The 14,320-nt window shown below is 65.6% G+C and carries 10 protein-coding genes, 1 tRNA gene and 3 pseudogenes; 8 read left to right on the forward strand and 6 right to left on the reverse strand.

Going from position 1 to position 14,320, the window contains the following annotated elements; genetic code table 11:
- Nucleotides 1-60: 60 nt before the first annotated feature.
- The 4 genes from HL653_RS03285 to HL653_RS03300 all read left to right on the forward strand — a co-directional run bounded on the left by HL653_RS03285 (nucleotide 61) and on the right by HL653_RS03300 (nucleotide 4,257).
- The gene (locus HL653_RS03285) at nucleotides 61-1,176 is read left to right on the forward strand and encodes a DUF47 family protein (RefSeq protein ID WP_171746750.1); all 1,116 of its coding nucleotides are present in this window, start codon (nucleotides 61-63) and stop codon (nucleotides 1,174-1,176) included.
- 9 nt (nucleotides 1,177-1,185) lie between these two features.
- Nucleotides 1,186-2,187 (forward strand): inorganic phosphate transporter, encoded by a 1,002-nt coding sequence (locus HL653_RS03290; RefSeq protein WP_171743250.1) that lies wholly within the window; start codon nucleotides 1,186-1,188, stop codon nucleotides 2,185-2,187.
- Between the two features lie 169 nt (nucleotides 2,188-2,356).
- Nucleotides 2,357-4,105, forward strand: coding sequence for a single-stranded-DNA-specific exonuclease RecJ (gene recJ / locus HL653_RS03295; protein WP_171743251.1), 1,749 nt, complete (start codon nucleotides 2,357-2,359; stop codon nucleotides 4,103-4,105).
- A gap of 76 nt (nucleotides 4,106-4,181) precedes the next feature.
- Nucleotides 4,182-4,257, forward strand: a tRNA-Glu gene (locus HL653_RS03300).
- A 226-nt stretch (nucleotides 4,258-4,483) separates the two neighbouring features.
- On the opposite strand, the gene HL653_RS24555 is transcribed toward HL653_RS03300, so the two are convergent.
- A complete protein-coding gene (locus tag HL653_RS24555) occupies nucleotides 4,484-4,762 on the reverse strand; it encodes an NUDIX domain-containing protein (RefSeq protein WP_216599943.1) in 279 nt (92 codons plus the stop codon).
- 76 nt (nucleotides 4,763-4,838) lie between these two features.
- On the opposite strand from HL653_RS24555, the gene HL653_RS03310 reads away from it, so the two are divergent.
- On the forward strand, nucleotides 4,839-5,072 hold the full coding sequence (locus HL653_RS03310) for a transposase (protein WP_171743252.1): 234 nt from the start codon (nucleotides 4,839-4,841) through the stop codon (nucleotides 5,070-5,072).
- 57 nt (nucleotides 5,073-5,129) lie between these two features.
- On the forward strand, nucleotides 5,130-5,444 hold the full coding sequence (locus HL653_RS03315; protein ID WP_171743253.1) for a DUF1153 domain-containing protein: 315 nt from the start codon (nucleotides 5,130-5,132) through the stop codon (nucleotides 5,442-5,444).
- A gap of 1,102 nt (nucleotides 5,445-6,546) precedes the next feature.
- Here the strand turns inward: HL653_RS03315 and HL653_RS03320 are convergent.
- A pseudogene (locus tag HL653_RS03320) lies at nucleotides 6,547-7,787 on the reverse strand (IS701 family transposase); the annotation flags it as partial.
- 325 nt (nucleotides 7,788-8,112) lie between these two features.
- Between HL653_RS03320 and HL653_RS03325 the strand changes: the two are divergent.
- Nucleotides 8,113-8,514: pseudogene (locus HL653_RS03325) on the forward strand (transposase); the annotation flags it as partial.
- Between the two features lie 163 nt (nucleotides 8,515-8,677).
- Nucleotides 8,678-8,965, forward strand: a pseudogene (locus tag HL653_RS03330) (integrase core domain-containing protein); the annotation flags it as partial.
- Nucleotides 8,966-9,319: 354 nt separating this feature from the next.
- Here HL653_RS03330 and HL653_RS03335 read toward each other — a convergent pair.
- Genes HL653_RS03335 through HL653_RS03350 form a run of 4 tightly spaced genes read right to left on the reverse strand, consistent with a single transcriptional unit; the run spans nucleotide 9,320 to nucleotide 14,320 of the window.
- Complete coding sequence (locus HL653_RS03335) at nucleotides 9,320-10,660, reverse strand: peptide MFS transporter (protein WP_171743255.1); 1,341 nt, start codon at nucleotides 10,658-10,660, stop codon at nucleotides 9,320-9,322.
- 29 nt (nucleotides 10,661-10,689) lie between these two features.
- Nucleotides 10,690-11,868: a Xaa-Pro peptidase family protein gene (locus tag HL653_RS03340; protein ID WP_171743256.1), complete on the reverse strand. Its 1,179-nt coding sequence runs from the start codon at nucleotides 11,866-11,868 to the stop codon at nucleotides 10,690-10,692.
- A gap of 2 nt (nucleotides 11,869-11,870) precedes the next feature.
- Nucleotides 11,871-12,935: a succinylglutamate desuccinylase/aspartoacylase family protein gene (locus HL653_RS03345; protein ID WP_171743257.1), complete on the reverse strand. Its 1,065-nt coding sequence runs from the start codon at nucleotides 12,933-12,935 to the stop codon at nucleotides 11,871-11,873.
- Nucleotides 12,932-14,320 (reverse strand): aldehyde dehydrogenase family protein, encoded by a 1,389-nt coding sequence (locus HL653_RS03350; protein ID WP_171743258.1) that lies wholly within the window; start codon nucleotides 14,318-14,320, stop codon nucleotides 12,932-12,934. Before HL653_RS03350 ends, HL653_RS03345 begins: the two co-directional genes overlap by 4 nt.

A 14,320-nucleotide genomic window follows, 5' to 3' on the forward strand; every position in this document is an offset into this window, starting at 1 on the left:
TCCGGAACCATTCACAAAAGGGTCGTTAAACGGTAAGCCCCCCGCCACGAGGAGAAAGCCATCCGCCAGGTCGCCGCATTACCCTACCGGGTCGAGGAATCCGGGGAACTGAGCGTGCTGTTGATCACCTCGCGCGAAACCAGGCGCTGGGTCGTGCCCAAGGGCAATCCGATCCGCGGGCTTTCCGCGCACGAGGCCGCCGCGCAGGAGGCCTATGAGGAGGCCGGCATCGTCGGCATCACCTGCCCCGCCCCGCTCGGCCATTTCCGATATGACAAGCGCCGGCGCGACGGCTCGCTCCGGCCCGCCCGCGTCGCGCTCTATCCGCTCGCCGTGGTCGAACAATTGGCGGATTGGCCCGAAAAAGCCGAACGCGAGGCGCGCTGGTTCGATCTCGCGAGCGCCAGGGACGCTGTAACAGAACCGGAACTTAAACGTCTTATCGGCGGGTTTCGCGCGCCCGAAAGGCGGGCTGGACGGATAGCGCGCATATTGTCATGGGCGCGAACTAAATGCGGGGAAAGGTTCGCAATGTTGCGCTGGTTCCAGGCTTTGATGCCTCAGGGTGGACGATTCTTCGAGCAATTCGAGGATCATTCCAAGATTCTCGTCGCCGGCGCCGATTCTCTCGCCAAGCTGGTGAACGGCAACGGTGATATCGCGGCGCTCGTTCGCGACATCCAGTCGCGCGAGCATGAGGCGGACGAGATCACGCGCGATGTGCTGCACGATGTGCGCCGCACGCTGATCACCCCGTTCGATCGCACCGCCATTTCCGGCCTGATCAGCGTGATGGACGACGCGATCGACCAGATGAACAAGGCCGGCAAGTCGATCACCCTGTTCGAGCTGACGAAGTTCGAGCCCGCCATGCGCGACATGGCCGGGATCATCGTCGAGGCGGCGCGGATGACGGCCGAGGCGGTTCCCTTGCTGCGCTCGATCGCGCAGAATTCGGATCGGATCCTCCACCTCACCGCCCGGATCGTGGAGATCGAGGGCACGGCGGACGACATCCATGATGCCGGCCTCAAGGAGCTCTATCAGCGCGTCACGGGTCCGGATCTGCGCGAATTCATCGTCCAGCGCGAAATCTATTCGCATCTGGAAAAGATCGTCGACCGCTTCGAGGATGTCGCTAACGAGATCCAGGGTCTCGTGATCGATCACGCTTAAGGGCCGGTCATGGAAACCCTCGCCCTGCCGCTCCTGATCGGCCTGATCGGGCTCGCGCTGCTGTTCGATTTCCTGAACGGCTTGCACGATGCCGCCAATTCCATCGCCACCGTCGTCTCGACGCGCGTGCTCAGCCCCCAGATCGCGGTCTTCTGGGCGGCCTTCTTCAATTTCGTCGCCTTCCTCGTCTTCAGCCACGCCGTCGCCTACACGATCGGCAAGGGCACGATCTCGCCCGAGATCGTCGATGCGAAGGTGATCTTCGGCGCGCTGGTCGGCGCGATCAGCTGGAATCTCATCACCTGGGGCCTCGGCATCCCCTCCTCGTCCAGCCACGCGCTGGTCGGCGGCCTGATCGGCGCGGGCGTCTCCAAGGCGGGCGTGTCCGCGATCGTCTGGTCGGGCGTGCTGAAAACGGTCGCCGCCATCTTCCTGTCGCCGATGATCGGCCTGCTGCTCGCCTTGCTGATCGTGCTGATCACCAGCTGGATCTTCCGCAAGTTCACGCCGGCCAAGTCGGACAAGATCTTCCGCCGGCTCCAGCTTCTCTCCGCCGCCGCATATTCGCTCGGCCACGGCGGCAACGATGCGCAGAAGACGATGGGCATCATCACCGTCCTGCTCTTCTCGCAGCACATCTATGAAGGCGAGTTCTTCATTCCCTTGTGGGTGGTCCTCTCCTGCCAGGCGGCGATGGGCCTCGGCACGCTCTTCGGCGGCTGGAAGATCGTCCACACGATGGGCTCGAAGATCACGCGCCTCACCCCGCGTCAGGGTTTCTGCGCGGAAACGGGCGGCGCGATCACGCTGGCACTCGCCAATATCGGCGGCATTCCGGTCTCCACCACGCACACCATCACCGGCGCGATCGTCGGCGTGGGCGCCGCCAAGCGCATGTCGGCGGTGCGCTGGGGCGTGGCCTCGAACATCGTCGTGGCGTGGTTCCTGACGCTCCCCGCCGCCGCCCTGATCGCGGCCGGAGCCTATTTCCTCGCAGGCCTGTTCGCCTGACCCGCTCACCCTCCCCCGCCAGGGGGGGGTGTCAGGCAAAGCTTGACGGAGGGGGAGGAAGCGCACCGGTCGCCGACCTCCCCCTCCGTCGCCTGCGGCGCCACCTCCCCCTGACGGGGGAGGATCAGCGAGGGATTCCCGCGCGGCACCGGCTGGGCTAGAAGGGTCCATGCCCGCACTCTCCGTTACCCATTCGATCCTCGGCCAGCCCTGGCGCTGGCGCGGGCTTACGGGCGAGGCGGATTGCTCGGCCGCCGACCTCACCGATCAATTGCTGATGTCGCGCGGCGTCGCGCGTGACGGGCTCGCCGCGCATCGCGAGCCGACGATCCGGGGTTTCATGCCGGACCCATCCATCTTCCGCGACATGGACGTCGCCGCCGAACGGCTCGCCGCCGCCGTGATCGGGCGCCAGCCCGTCACCATCTACGGCGATTATGATGTGGACGGCGCGACTTCCTCGGCGCTGCTGATCCGCCTGCTGCGCGGCCTCGGCCTCGATCCCGGCTCCTACATCCCCGATCGCCTGCTGGAGGGCTATGGCCCGAGCGGAGACGCGCTCGCCGCGATCGCGGCCGGCGGCGCGCAATTGATCGTCACGGTCGATTGCGGCGCGCAGGCGTTCGAGGCGCTCGCGCAGGCGGCGGCCGTCGGCGTCGACGTCATCGTCGTCGATCATCACAAATGCACGGCCGAGCTGCCCCAGGCGCTCGCCTTGGTGAACCCGAACCGCCTCGACGAGACGGACGGCGCCGCGCACGGCCACCTCGCCGCCGTCGGCGTCGCCTTCCTGCTCGGCGCGGCCCTGCTCCGCACGCTGCGCGCACGCGGCTGGTTCGCGGAGCGCCCGGAGCCCTCGCTGATCGCCCTGCTCGATCTCGTCGCGCTCGGCACCGTAGCCGATGTCGCCGCGCTGAAGGGGCTCAACCGCGCCTTCGTGTCGCAGGGGCTGAAGGTGATGCGGCAGGGGCGCAATACCGGCCTCGTCGCGCTCGCGCAGGCGGCGGGGCTCACCAAGCCTCCCACCGCCACCGATCTCGGCTTCGCGCTCGGCCCGCGCATCAATGCCGGCGGCCGCGTCGGCAAGTCCGATCTCGGCGTGCGCCTGCTGGTGACCGACGATGCGGACGAAGCCGCCGCCATCGCCGCCGAACTGGACCGCCTCAACGGCGAGCGCCGCGCGATCGAGCAGATGGTGACCGAGGCAGCCGAGCAGATCGCCGCCAGCCAGGCCAATCGTGCCGTCGCGGTCGTCGCGGGCGAGGGCTGGCATCCCGGCGTGATCGGCATCGTCGCCGGGCGCCTGAAGGAGAAGCTCGGCCGCCCCGCCATCGTCATCGCGCTGGACGGCACCACCGGCAAGGGATCGGGCCGCTCCATCTCCGGCGTCGATCTCGGCGCGGCGGTGCTGGCGGCCAAGGATATGGGGTTGCTGGCGGCCGGCGGCGGCCACGCGATGGCGGCGGGCCTCACGATCGATTCGGCGGCGATCGACGCACTGGCCGACTTTCTCGACGATCGCCTCGCCACCGATGTCGCCCGCGCGCGCGACGATCGCGCCCTGCTGTTCGATGCGGTGGTCAGCGCGCGCGGCGTGGCGGGCACGCTCGTCGATGCGCTGGAGGCGGCCGGCCCCTATGGCGCCGGCTGGCCCGCGCCGCGCGTCGCCACGGGCCCGGTGCGGATCATCAAGGCCGATGTGGTCGGCAACGGCCATGTCCGCGCGATCGTGGCGGGCGACGATGGCGGCTCGATCAAGACGATCGCCTTCCGCCAGGCCGATTCGGCGCTCGGGCAGGCTTTGCTCGGCGCGGGGCCGCACCGCCGCCTGTGGCTGGCCGGCCGCGCCCGGCGCGACGACTGGTCGGGCGGCAACAAGGCGGAGCTCCATCTCGACGACGCCGCCTGGGCCGATTGAGCGAGCCGACCACACAAACCGATCGACGAGCGGTTGACCTATGGCCTCCGCTTGCCTAAGCGCCCCCAACCCGGACGGCCCCTTCGTCTAGCGGTCTAGGACGCGGCCCTTTCACGGCTGAAACACGGGTTCGATTCCCGTAGGGGTCACCAGTCAATCGGCTTATAGTGCTGATTTCACGTGCAAAATCACTTTCTCGATCAAATCCGAACCACAATCGTTCCCACATTTTTTGTGGAGCCTGATGGTATGATTCGGAACAGAACGAGACGGGTTTGGCTTCTCCGCCAACACCGATAGAGGGGTGAAATCAGAGTGTGCGGGACAGCGGCAAGATATGGTCGCGTATCAAAGGTGCCAAAGGCAGTACCGCTGCGGTCACGTGATCGACCCACACGGCTTCCTCAATTTCCGACCGCGTAATGGGGTCATGTCGCGTTCGCACATGGAAAACTTCGGCTTCGACAATATGGCCGGTTCGTTGGCAGCGGGCGCTGAATAGCAACCAAGGTAGCGCGGGTCTTCCTTGCATAGCATCAGCTCGATTTCCTCGCTGAGTTCGCGACAAAGGGCGTTCAAAGGGCTCTCGCCGCTCTCTATCTTACCGCCTGCTTGCATAAACCAATCGGTCCCTGCCTTGCGGACCAATGTATCCATCCGGCGAGACGCGCCTTGTCGTGGGGGTGGGGCCTGCTCTTAAGAACGCTCTCGAGAGCACGCTTAGGAGCAGTGGATGCGGCAGATCACGGTGATGACCGGGCCGGAACGGCGGCGGCGTTGTAGCGACGAGGAACGGCTCCAGATTTTGGCAGAAGCCTTTGCGCCTGGGGCCAGCGTTTTGGCTGTGGCGCGGCGGCACGACATTTCCACGGCGCGCATTTACACGTGGCGCAACAAGCTGCGGCACCCGCCCGCCCTGACGGAGTTCGCGATCTCCTATGCGATCCGGGAAGAGCCACTTCGGTAAGCTGACAGCGCTCGGCGCTTTAACCGGATATTGGCATTCGACCGATAGTCACTGTCTATGCCGGATTCCAAACCCGATCGCCTTCAGTTCGGCAGGCGCGCCGACGCTGGCTCCGGCTGGACGATAGGGCCTTTCGGCCAAAAGCTGACGCTTGCCGATCTTCCCCCGCCGAACCCGCCCCGGTGGATTCGGCGACTCAAGGCGGAAGTCGTCGCAGCAGTGAACGGAGGCTTGCTTACGACCGACGAGGCCTGCGAGCGCTACAACCTGACTGCAGAAGAGTTGGCATGTTGGGTATCGGATGCCGCAGCCGGAGGGCTGAATGCCCTGAACGTCAAATCGATACCGAAAAACCGGGCTCGTCGCCGCTGAGGGCACAAATCTGGCGCGAGGCGGCGAGAGGGAGCTGTTCCTATCCGGACGGATCGGCCGCCGCTCACGGGCGCGCAGTGGCGGGCTGCTATGGCGGCGCTGTTCGGCGGCCGAAAGGGTGACTTGGAGCGGCGCCAGACGAACCGTTAGGGCTGTTCGCGCCATAACCCCAAGGTCAGGACCATTCTAACGATCATTCAGTTGGTCAATCGCGAGGTGGGGGCGACGGGGTATTCCGGCGTCTACACCGGCCGGACCGCCATAATACCGCGCAAAAGCACCCAGTATACAATTTGCTTTTGTTAGCACGATTGCAACTATTGTCTTGTTAAGGATTGCGCGGCCAGCCAATCGACCGACTGGCCCCCATTCGCGTTTCCCATTGGGCGACGCGTTCACGGCATCGAGCTGCCAAGCAGCAGTGGATCTTCCGAGTAATTTCATCTCTTGCGGCATTAGCCAGAGCGTTATGCTCAGATAGCCGACGCCGCCAATAGAGCGCCTCCTCTTCGGCCACGCGATCATTGGGCCCCATAGATCCCTCCCGGTTCCGATGATCAGAACATAAAGCCCACCCCTTCCATGAGTCTACCGGATTAAGCTATGCTAGGTAAAAAAATGCCGGTCTATAATCCGCTCATAGAAGGCGTTGCCTGAAAGCCGCCCACGCGGTCTCCTAAACGGACTTCGTTAAATAATCCGCAACAGCATCACGCTTGTGCAGACCGACTCGATAGCTTCCGCAAGCTGTCCGATGTCACGCCAAAATTTCTCCGTCCAGTGTTGGATGCCTGCCGTTCGATCAGGGCGATGCGGGCGCGACCCTATGCGGCACGATCGGCGATATCGTCGGACATCATCTTCTCCTCCCGTCCGGCGCGAAACGCGTCGATCGCTGGTCTGGGCGCGCGTTAAGCTTCCGCCCATAGCGCCGCGTCGATCATCGCGTGCCAGTCCAACTTGCGCTCTTGAAAGTTGAACGTACCTGGATCAGAGCCACTAGCACTACTTTGGCACCTTCAGATTGACGGCGTCCGTGAGAGGCTTGTCACAGTGAGGGCAGCGTAATGGCGGCGGCTAGGCGAAGAGATTGTGGATCGCCTGCCTGATGGCCGGCATGCTCGGCTGTGGCGGCGGCCCCCCCGACTCTTTTTTCCGTCCCGCTGCCATAAGGCGGCGGGATTGGAGGAAGGCGTAGGCGATCATCGTCATCAAGGCATGTCGGTGTAATCCCGTCCAGGATCTGCCCTCGAAGTGGTCGAGGCCCATTTACTCCTTGAGCTGCTGATGCGCCTGCTCGCCGATCCACCGCGCCTTGATCGCGGCGGCGAGCGCCTTGAGCGTGGCATCGACCGGCAGGTTCGACACGTAGTATTTCTGCTCTCCAGTCGATCTCCGCTCGCCGACGAGCCAGACCTCATCACCGGGCATGCATTGCATGCGGTTGTCGAGCATCCGGTGCTTATGGCCTTCGGCGATACGGACGCGACGAGCTGCAAAGAGGCAAGTCAGACGGCCTTTGGTGCCGCGCCGCCAGCTGATCTTCCGCCATTTCTCGTCGGACAGTATCACCTCGGCCGAGACCGGTAGCCGGTCGGGCATGTGGTACAGGCGGCGCCTGCCCTTTGAGGCGACCGGGAAGACCAGGCCGATGTCGGCGGGATAGACGTTCTGTCGTCGCGAAAGCCCTACTGCCCAGAGCAGGCCGCGCTCGCTCAAAGCCTGGCGGAAAGGGCCGCTCGATTCATATCCCGCGTCGGCGAGCACGCAGCCGAACCGCACGCCTGACGCGATGACGCGGTCGATCTCTTCGATCGCGATCTCGGGTTTCGCCAATGCCTTCTGTCGATTGAGCGGGACACGCGCCCGCATCATGCGCTCGGCATCCCCCGTCCAGCTCTCGGGCAGGAAGAGCCGCAAACCCACCATCACCGGCACCTCGCGCGAGGCGAGCGTCACCGACACCAGCGATTGGCAATTGGAGGTCTTGCCGAGCGAAGAGGCATATTGTGGCGCGACGCCGACAGAGTGCTGCCCCTTCTTCGGCAACGCCGTGTCATCGATGACGAGAAAACCAGCCCGATCACCGACCAGGCGATCTGCTTCCTTCAACAAGGCCGCCTCGAGCGGGACGCTGTCCCACACGCCGGCAGCAACGAAATGATCATAGCCGACATCCCCAGTCCGGGCGGCCATCGGCTGCATACTCTTGCGGTCGCCAGGACCGATCAAACCGGCGATGTAGAGCGGGCACATCCGCCGCCGCGCTGGATGCGAAAGCCCCGCCAGAAACGGCTCAAGCCATCGCTCCAGATCGCTCCGCCAGCCTTCGTCCACCACCATCGCCGTTGATCCGTCAGCCCACACTGACACACGAGAATCAACGACGACTCCAGCCGGTTGCTTCAACCTGCCAAAGTAGTGCTAGCCGCGCGAAGCATAGCCACCGTGGGCTCGCGCATAGCGGCTATAACCGTTCGAGCCGGCGCGCGATATTCCTCCCAGTGGTAATGCAGCGTGCCTGGTATCATGCGCGGGGAATCTGGCAGCGGCTGATCAGGATCCAGGCCGGCGAGTCCACAGAGCGCGCCCGCTATCCGCTCGATCATGGTGTCGCTCTTAGGCGCCTCCTCTCGCTCGATCACGGCCCTACCGCCTTCCGCAGCGCCTTGCCCTGGGCGTCATGGCCGACGGCACCAAGGTGGTCCTTGGCTTGTGGCGGGAGCAGAATGAAGGCGCCAAGTTCTGGCTGCGCGTCATGAACGAACTGCGCAACCGCGGTGTCGAAGATATCACTCTGGCCGTCGTCGATGGCCTGAAGGGTTTTCCCGACGAAGTCAGGCGGATCGTATACACTACCAACGCCATCGAGGCCTTGAACTCCAAGCTTTGTCGCGCTGTTCGTGCGCGGGGCCATTTCCCCAATGATGAGGCGGCCACCAAGCTGCTCTATCTGATCTTGAACCGATCGGAAAAAGAGTGGAAAATGCCGCCGCGCGAGTGGAACATGGCGAAGGCTCAATTTGCCGTTCTCTTCGGCGAACGCTTCATCAGGGCCATGACGGCCTGATGCTCAACCGCCTCGCCGCACACGAAATTCCTGACAGTCCCGGCATTGCCGGCTCCCGTTCCGACGCTTCCCGATGTGCTACGGTGTCCAGTTTGCTGACCAGCCGCGCAAACGGAACACCGCCTTCTCGCGTCAGATGCGCTTCGACATGATCTGCGAGGCAAGCGACATCGAGCACCGCTTAACCAAGCCAAACCACCCGTGGACCAACGGACAGGTCGAGCGGATGAACCGCACCATCAAGGAGGCGACCGTCAAACGCTTCCACTACGACAGCCACGAGAAACTCCGCACACATCTCGCCGACTTCATCGCTGCCTACAATTTCGGTCGCCGACTCAAGACACTCAGCGGCCTCACGCCCTACGAATACATCGCCAAGGTCTGGACTTCAGACCCCGACCGATTCATCCTCAACCCGATCCACCAGATGCCGGGACTGAACACCTAATGCAAAAAGCCGGTTGACCCCCCGGATCGGGAGAGCCTACAATGACCGGGTACCTCGAGTGCGAGAGTTTGATCGGGACCCAAGCCACGCGAATGGCATTACGGCCAGCGGCACCATGCGCCGCACCAACAGGTCGGACACATGGCCGCACCAGCCCGCGAAGCAGAGCCTCTGAACAATCTTGCCAACGGAGGGCCGTCCACGTGGGTCCTTGCCCCGAGCCTCAATTAACAGCCCACGGATTTTCGACCGCGCAAATCCGAGCCCTCATTTGTATGACACGAACTAACCCGCTGACCGTCGGCACCGCCCCTATTATTAGGGCAGGAAGCCAACCGCAGCCGTGCGCAGGATCTATAGTGCCACGCCAAACCGGCGCGAAAGAATCTTTCTGACGGGCATCATGAGACCGGCGCACAGCAGCATCAGCACCGAAAGCAAGGTGAAGAGCTGGCGGAAATCGCCCGACGGCGATAGCAAATTGGCGACGAAACCCGTAAAGAAGATCCCGACGCTGGCCGCCATCAGAAACAGGCCGAGCACCATGCTGGTGGCACGTGGCGCAAAGAGGGTGATGGCGTTCAACTGCGGCGGCCAGATCAATGCGTCGGACAATCCCATCAGGATATAGCCGAACAGCATGAGCGCCAGCGCATGCTCGCTCACTCCGATCGAGAGACGGAAGCCCGCAAAAGCGATCCCGATCGCGACAAGGCCAAGTGCCTGCTTCGCCAGCACCCCGAAGCCCCGGCGACCGCTGCCCGCCATCAAAATGGCCGCGGCCGGCGCCAGCACGATGAACGCGAGGTTCGAGATCGACAGGAACCAGGTGACGGGAATGGTGAAGCCGCCGATCGAACGATCGACCTTCGTCGACAGATAAAGGCTCAGCGATCCGCTGAACTGGAAGAAGGCCAGGCTGTAGATCATCGTGAAGAGGCTGAAGACGGCGATCAGCAGCAGCCCGTCGCGGGGACTGCCGGCGGCGTTGCCGCTCGCGCCGCGCCAATTCGCCCCGGCCTTCCAGTTCGGCTGCATGCCCACGCTGCCCAGAAGGCGGCGCGCGAACACGGCATAGAGCCCCTGGGCCACCGCCATGCCCGCACCCGCCGCGAGGAATCCCACATGCCAGCTCACCATCTCGCCCAGCGTGCCCACGATCGGGCCGGCGAGCAGCGAGCCCATCCAGACACCGACCGTGAAGATCACGAAGCCCATCTCCCGCGCCTCGGAGCGGGGGCCGTAAAGACCGCCGATGATCGAGGAGATGCTCGCCTTGAGCAGCCCGGTGCCGATGACGATCAGGCCTAGCGCCGCGATCAGCCCGGTCAGCCGGCTCGTCTGGGGGATGAGCGGCTGCAGGCCGAGGAGGATGTGCCCCAGCAGGATCAGCACGCCGCCGCGCCCGATCGCGCGCCGCTCGCCCCAGAAGCGCCCGGCGATCCAGCCGCCCACCGCCGGCGCGCCGAAGGTGGCTCCACCGAACGCACCGACGATCTCGAGCGCATGGGCGCGCTCGACCCCGAGGCCGCCGGCCCCGAGGGGCGCGACCAGATACAGGATCAGCAGACCGGAAAGGCCATAGAAGCTGAAGCGTTCGCAGAACTCCACGAGCGAGAGCAGGAACACGCCGCGCGGGTGTCGCCCGAACCGCGGTAGCGACTCCGTTTCATCGGCATCCCGCCACGATGACATTGCCGGCTCCATTGGCACCCTTCGCCCTCCTAGCTCGCCCGGTGCAGATCGCGCGGCATCGCGGTGAGTATCTCCGGCGGACCATCGCGCACGATGAAGGTCTCGCTGAGCACGCAGCTCGCCTCCTCGCGCCAGAGACCAGCCATCAGATGCAGGGTCATGCCCTCGCGCAACATGGTCTTGTCGCCCGGCCGCAGGCTCACCGTGCGGTCGATCCACGTCGGCGCCATGCCCACGCCGATCGAATAGCCGACGCGCGACGGCTTGTCGTAACCGTAGCGAGCCAATCGCTCGCGGAATGCCGCCTCGACATCCTCGGCCAGCGCGCCGGCCACCGCATAATCGAGACCGGTGGCGAGCGCCTCCCGGTTGGCATCCATCAGCCGCTCGATCCCCGCGGGAGGCGCGCCGAGCGTGATCGTCCGCGACAGGCCGACATTGTAATGGGCGCGTACGCCGCCCAACTCGACATTGACGCTGCCGTTCGCGGCGAAAGGCGAGGGGCGCCAGTAGAGATGCGGCGCATCGGCCCGCTCGCCGGCGGCGAGAAATACGGGTTCCGACGGGAAATGGCCGCTGATCGTGTCGGTGCCCGCGATCTGCGCGGCGACGATATGGCTCATCGCATCGCATTCGCGCACGCCCGGCCGGATCGCCTCGTAGGCCGCGCGCATCGCCTTGTCGGCGATCATGCCCGCCTCGCGCATCAGCACGAGTTCCGGCCCGGATTTGACCGTGCGCACCCAATTGACCAGCCCGGTCGCGTCGACGATCTCGCTCTCCGGCACCGCCGCCGTGAATTCGGCGGCCGCCTTGGGCGACAGCCAATAGCCTTCCAGTTCCAGCCCGATCCGGCCCGTGGCGAAGCCGCGCTCCCGCAGCGTTCTGGCGAAAAGCGCCCAGGGGTGGCGATCGGGATTGTCGACGTAGCTGTCGTCATATCCCATCAGGCTTTCGGCAGGCAGCCAGCTGGTATGGACCGCGCATCGCACGTCCATCGCGCGCACGATCAGCAAGGGGTCGTGCTCCGCCACCGAGACGAGCAGCACCTGATGGCTGTAGAAGCTGTGCGCGCTGTAGCCCGACAGATAATAGATATTTTCCGGCACGCTGATCGCGATCGTATCGATCCCGCGCGCGGCCATGTCGGCGCGAACGGCGGCGAGCCGGCGATCGAACTCCCCTTGGGTGAAGGCAAGATCCGGCATGGTCACTCCTGATAGGGGGGAAGATGGCGCTCGAAGCTCGCCGCCCAGATCGCATCGTCGTTCGGGAGAGGCGGCAATTCCTCGGCGATCGTCGCGACGAACGCGCCGGCCTCCACCGGGCCGCCGCCCGCAATATTGTAGACGACGCCCGTTCGCGCCGCGCGGATGAACGCGTCGGGCGCGGCGCCGGCCAGATCGATCAGGCGGGCGAGCGCATCCCCGGCGCGCACCTTCGCGCCGATCTCCACGAGCGGCCGCAGGAAGCCGCTCGCTGTCGTCCGTACCGTCAGGTCCTCGCCGATCGCCAGCAGGGCGCGCGGCGACATCGCCCGATCCGATTGACCGGCGGTGAGGCCGAGATGATCGAGCACGCGCGCCACGCCGGCTTCCGCGAGAGCCGCACTCTTCGGCGTCAGCACCGCCGCGCTCCCGATCTCGGCGCAGACGAAGGCCTTGCCCGACGCCATCACCGCTCCGTCGAGCATCGCGCCCGTCTCTTCCTGCTCGATCACAAGCACGGCATCCGCGCCGAATGCCCGCGCCATGCCGAGCGATCGACGGAAGCCTTGCCGGTCGGTCGGCCGGGGATCCAGCATGACGCTTGGCATGATGAGCGCGCGGCCCGCCGCATGCAGATCGAGCACGGCTTCCGCCGCCGGCAGCAGATGCGCCACAAGGAAATCGGCGATCGCTTCCGAAATGCTGGACGCCCCAGCGCGGAAACTGCGGTTGAGATCCCGCCCGTCCACGGGCGAGCGGCGCGCGGAGGCTGCGAGCGCGGCGGGATTGGCGGTCGGCACGAGGATGAGCCGGCCGCGTATCGGCAGTGCTTCGAGCCGGCGGACCAGATCCAGCAGGGCGGCCGGCCCTTCGAATTCGTCGCCATGGATGCCGGCCGTGATCAGCAGGGACGGCCCGTCTTCCCGGTTGAGGATCGAGACAGGCAGGTGCTCGATTTCGCCATCGGCCGCCTCGATGCGGACCCCGATATGCTGGATGCCGGGCAGCGTGCAATCCAGTTCGGACGGCGCCACGCGATGCCGCGCGATCGTGCCCGGCGCCGTCATGCCGATCGCCTCAGCACGAACAATCTTTTTTCCGCCATCGCCTCAATCGCATCCGCAACGCCTTCCCGGCCGAGCCCCGCCCCTCCCGTGCCACCGAACGGCATCGCGTCAATCCGGAAATCGGTGCTGTCGTTGACGATCACGGCTGCCGCCCGCGCCCGCTCGCGCACCGCCAGCGCGGTGTTGAGCGAGGGCGTGAAGATCGCGACGTTGATCGCGTCGGGCGCGGCGGCGATGCGATCCAGCAAATCGTCCCGCCCGTCCGCCGTCTCCAGCGTTGCCACCGGGCCGAAGATTTCGGCCGACGCCAGGAAATGCGTCGGCGCGTCCAGCTCGATCCAGGTCGGTGCGATGTGGCGGCCGCTACGGGTGCCGCCGGTCAGCACCGTGCCGCCGTCACGCGCCGCCGCGATCATCGCCATCACATGATCCGCCGCGCTATCGTCGACGATCGGGCCGACATCCGTGGCGGGGTCCAGCTTCGGGCCGGTACACCGCTTCGCCGCGCGCTCCACCAGACGGTCCCGCAATCCGGTGGCGACCGCGCGATGGGCGATGATCCGCTGGGCATGGACGCAATTCTGTCCGGCGGCGAAAAACGCGCCTGAATCGATCGCGTCAGCGACCGCATCGAGATCGACGCCTTCGTCCACTGCGACGACGCCGACCCCGCCAAGCTCCATCAGCAGCCGCTTAAGCCCCGCCGTCGCCGCGACCGCTGCGCCGGCTTGCCGACCGCCGGTGAAGGAAACGACGCGGATCCTGCCGTCCTTCACCATCGCCGCGCCGGCATCGCCGTGCCCGATCACGATCTGCATGCGCTGCGGCTCAGCGCCCGCATCGAGGAATGCCCGATGGAGCCTGAGCGCGGAGAAGGGCGTCTGCGGATGCGGCTTCAGGATGACGGGTGCGCCAAGGGCCATGGCCGGCGCGAGCTTGTGCGCGACCAGGTTCAGCGGATCGTTGAACGGCGTGATCGCCAGTACGGGCCCGGCAGGCACGAGCTGATACCAGCCCTGCCGATCCTCTCCGGCGGGGGCCTGATCGAAGGGCACCACGCCGCCACCGATCCGACGCGCCTCCTCCGCGCCGAGACGCAGCGTGACGACGCAGCGCCGCACTTCCATTCGCGCTTCGCGGATCGTTTTGATCCCCTCGGTCGCGATCAGTCGCGCATAGATCTCGGCCTCGGCCTCGACCGTGCCCGCCACCGTCTCCAGGATCCGCGCGCGGGCATGCGCTGGCGGAGGCGTGCGCCGTCCGGCCTCGCTTGCGGTCTCCAGCGCCTGCTCGATCTGCGAGGAGGGGGTGATCGCCAGTTCGCCGACGATGGCCCCGTCATCGGGATCGCGGACAATCAGCCGATCGAGATTGGCGATGGCCAC

The sequence above is a fragment of the Sphingomonas sp. AP4-R1 genome, assembly GCF_013113735.1.
Lineage (GTDB): Bacteria > Pseudomonadota > Alphaproteobacteria > Sphingomonadales > Sphingomonadaceae > Sphingomonas_I.

Excerpts from the sequence above, each read along its gene's own strand:
- HL653_RS03315 (WP_171743253.1), top strand. The coding sequence starts at position 5,130 with ATGCCGGATTCCAAACCCGATCGCCTTCAGTTCGGCAGGCGCGCCGAC.
- HL653_RS03310 (WP_171743252.1), top strand. The coding sequence starts at position 4,839 with ATGCGGCAGATCACGGTGATGACCGGGCCGGAACGGCGGCGGCGTTGT.
- HL653_RS03290 (WP_171743250.1), top strand. The coding sequence starts at position 1,186 with ATGGAAACCCTCGCCCTGCCGCTCCTGATCGGCCTGATCGGGCTCGCG.
- HL653_RS03335 (WP_171743255.1), bottom strand. The coding sequence starts at position 10,660 with ATGTCATCGTGGCGGGATGCCGATGAAACGGAGTCGCTACCGCGGTTC.
- HL653_RS03345 (WP_171743257.1), bottom strand. The coding sequence starts at position 12,935 with ATGACGGCGCCGGGCACGATCGCGCGGCATCGCGTGGCGCCGTCCGAA.
- HL653_RS03340 (WP_171743256.1), bottom strand. The coding sequence starts at position 11,868 with ATGCCGGATCTTGCCTTCACCCAAGGGGAGTTCGATCGCCGGCTCGCC.
- HL653_RS24555 (WP_216599943.1), bottom strand. The coding sequence starts at position 4,762 with ATGGATACATTGGTCCGCAAGGCAGGGACCGATTGGTTTATGCAAGCA.
- recJ (WP_171743251.1), top strand. The coding sequence starts at position 2,357 with ATGCCCGCACTCTCCGTTACCCATTCGATCCTCGGCCAGCCCTGGCGC.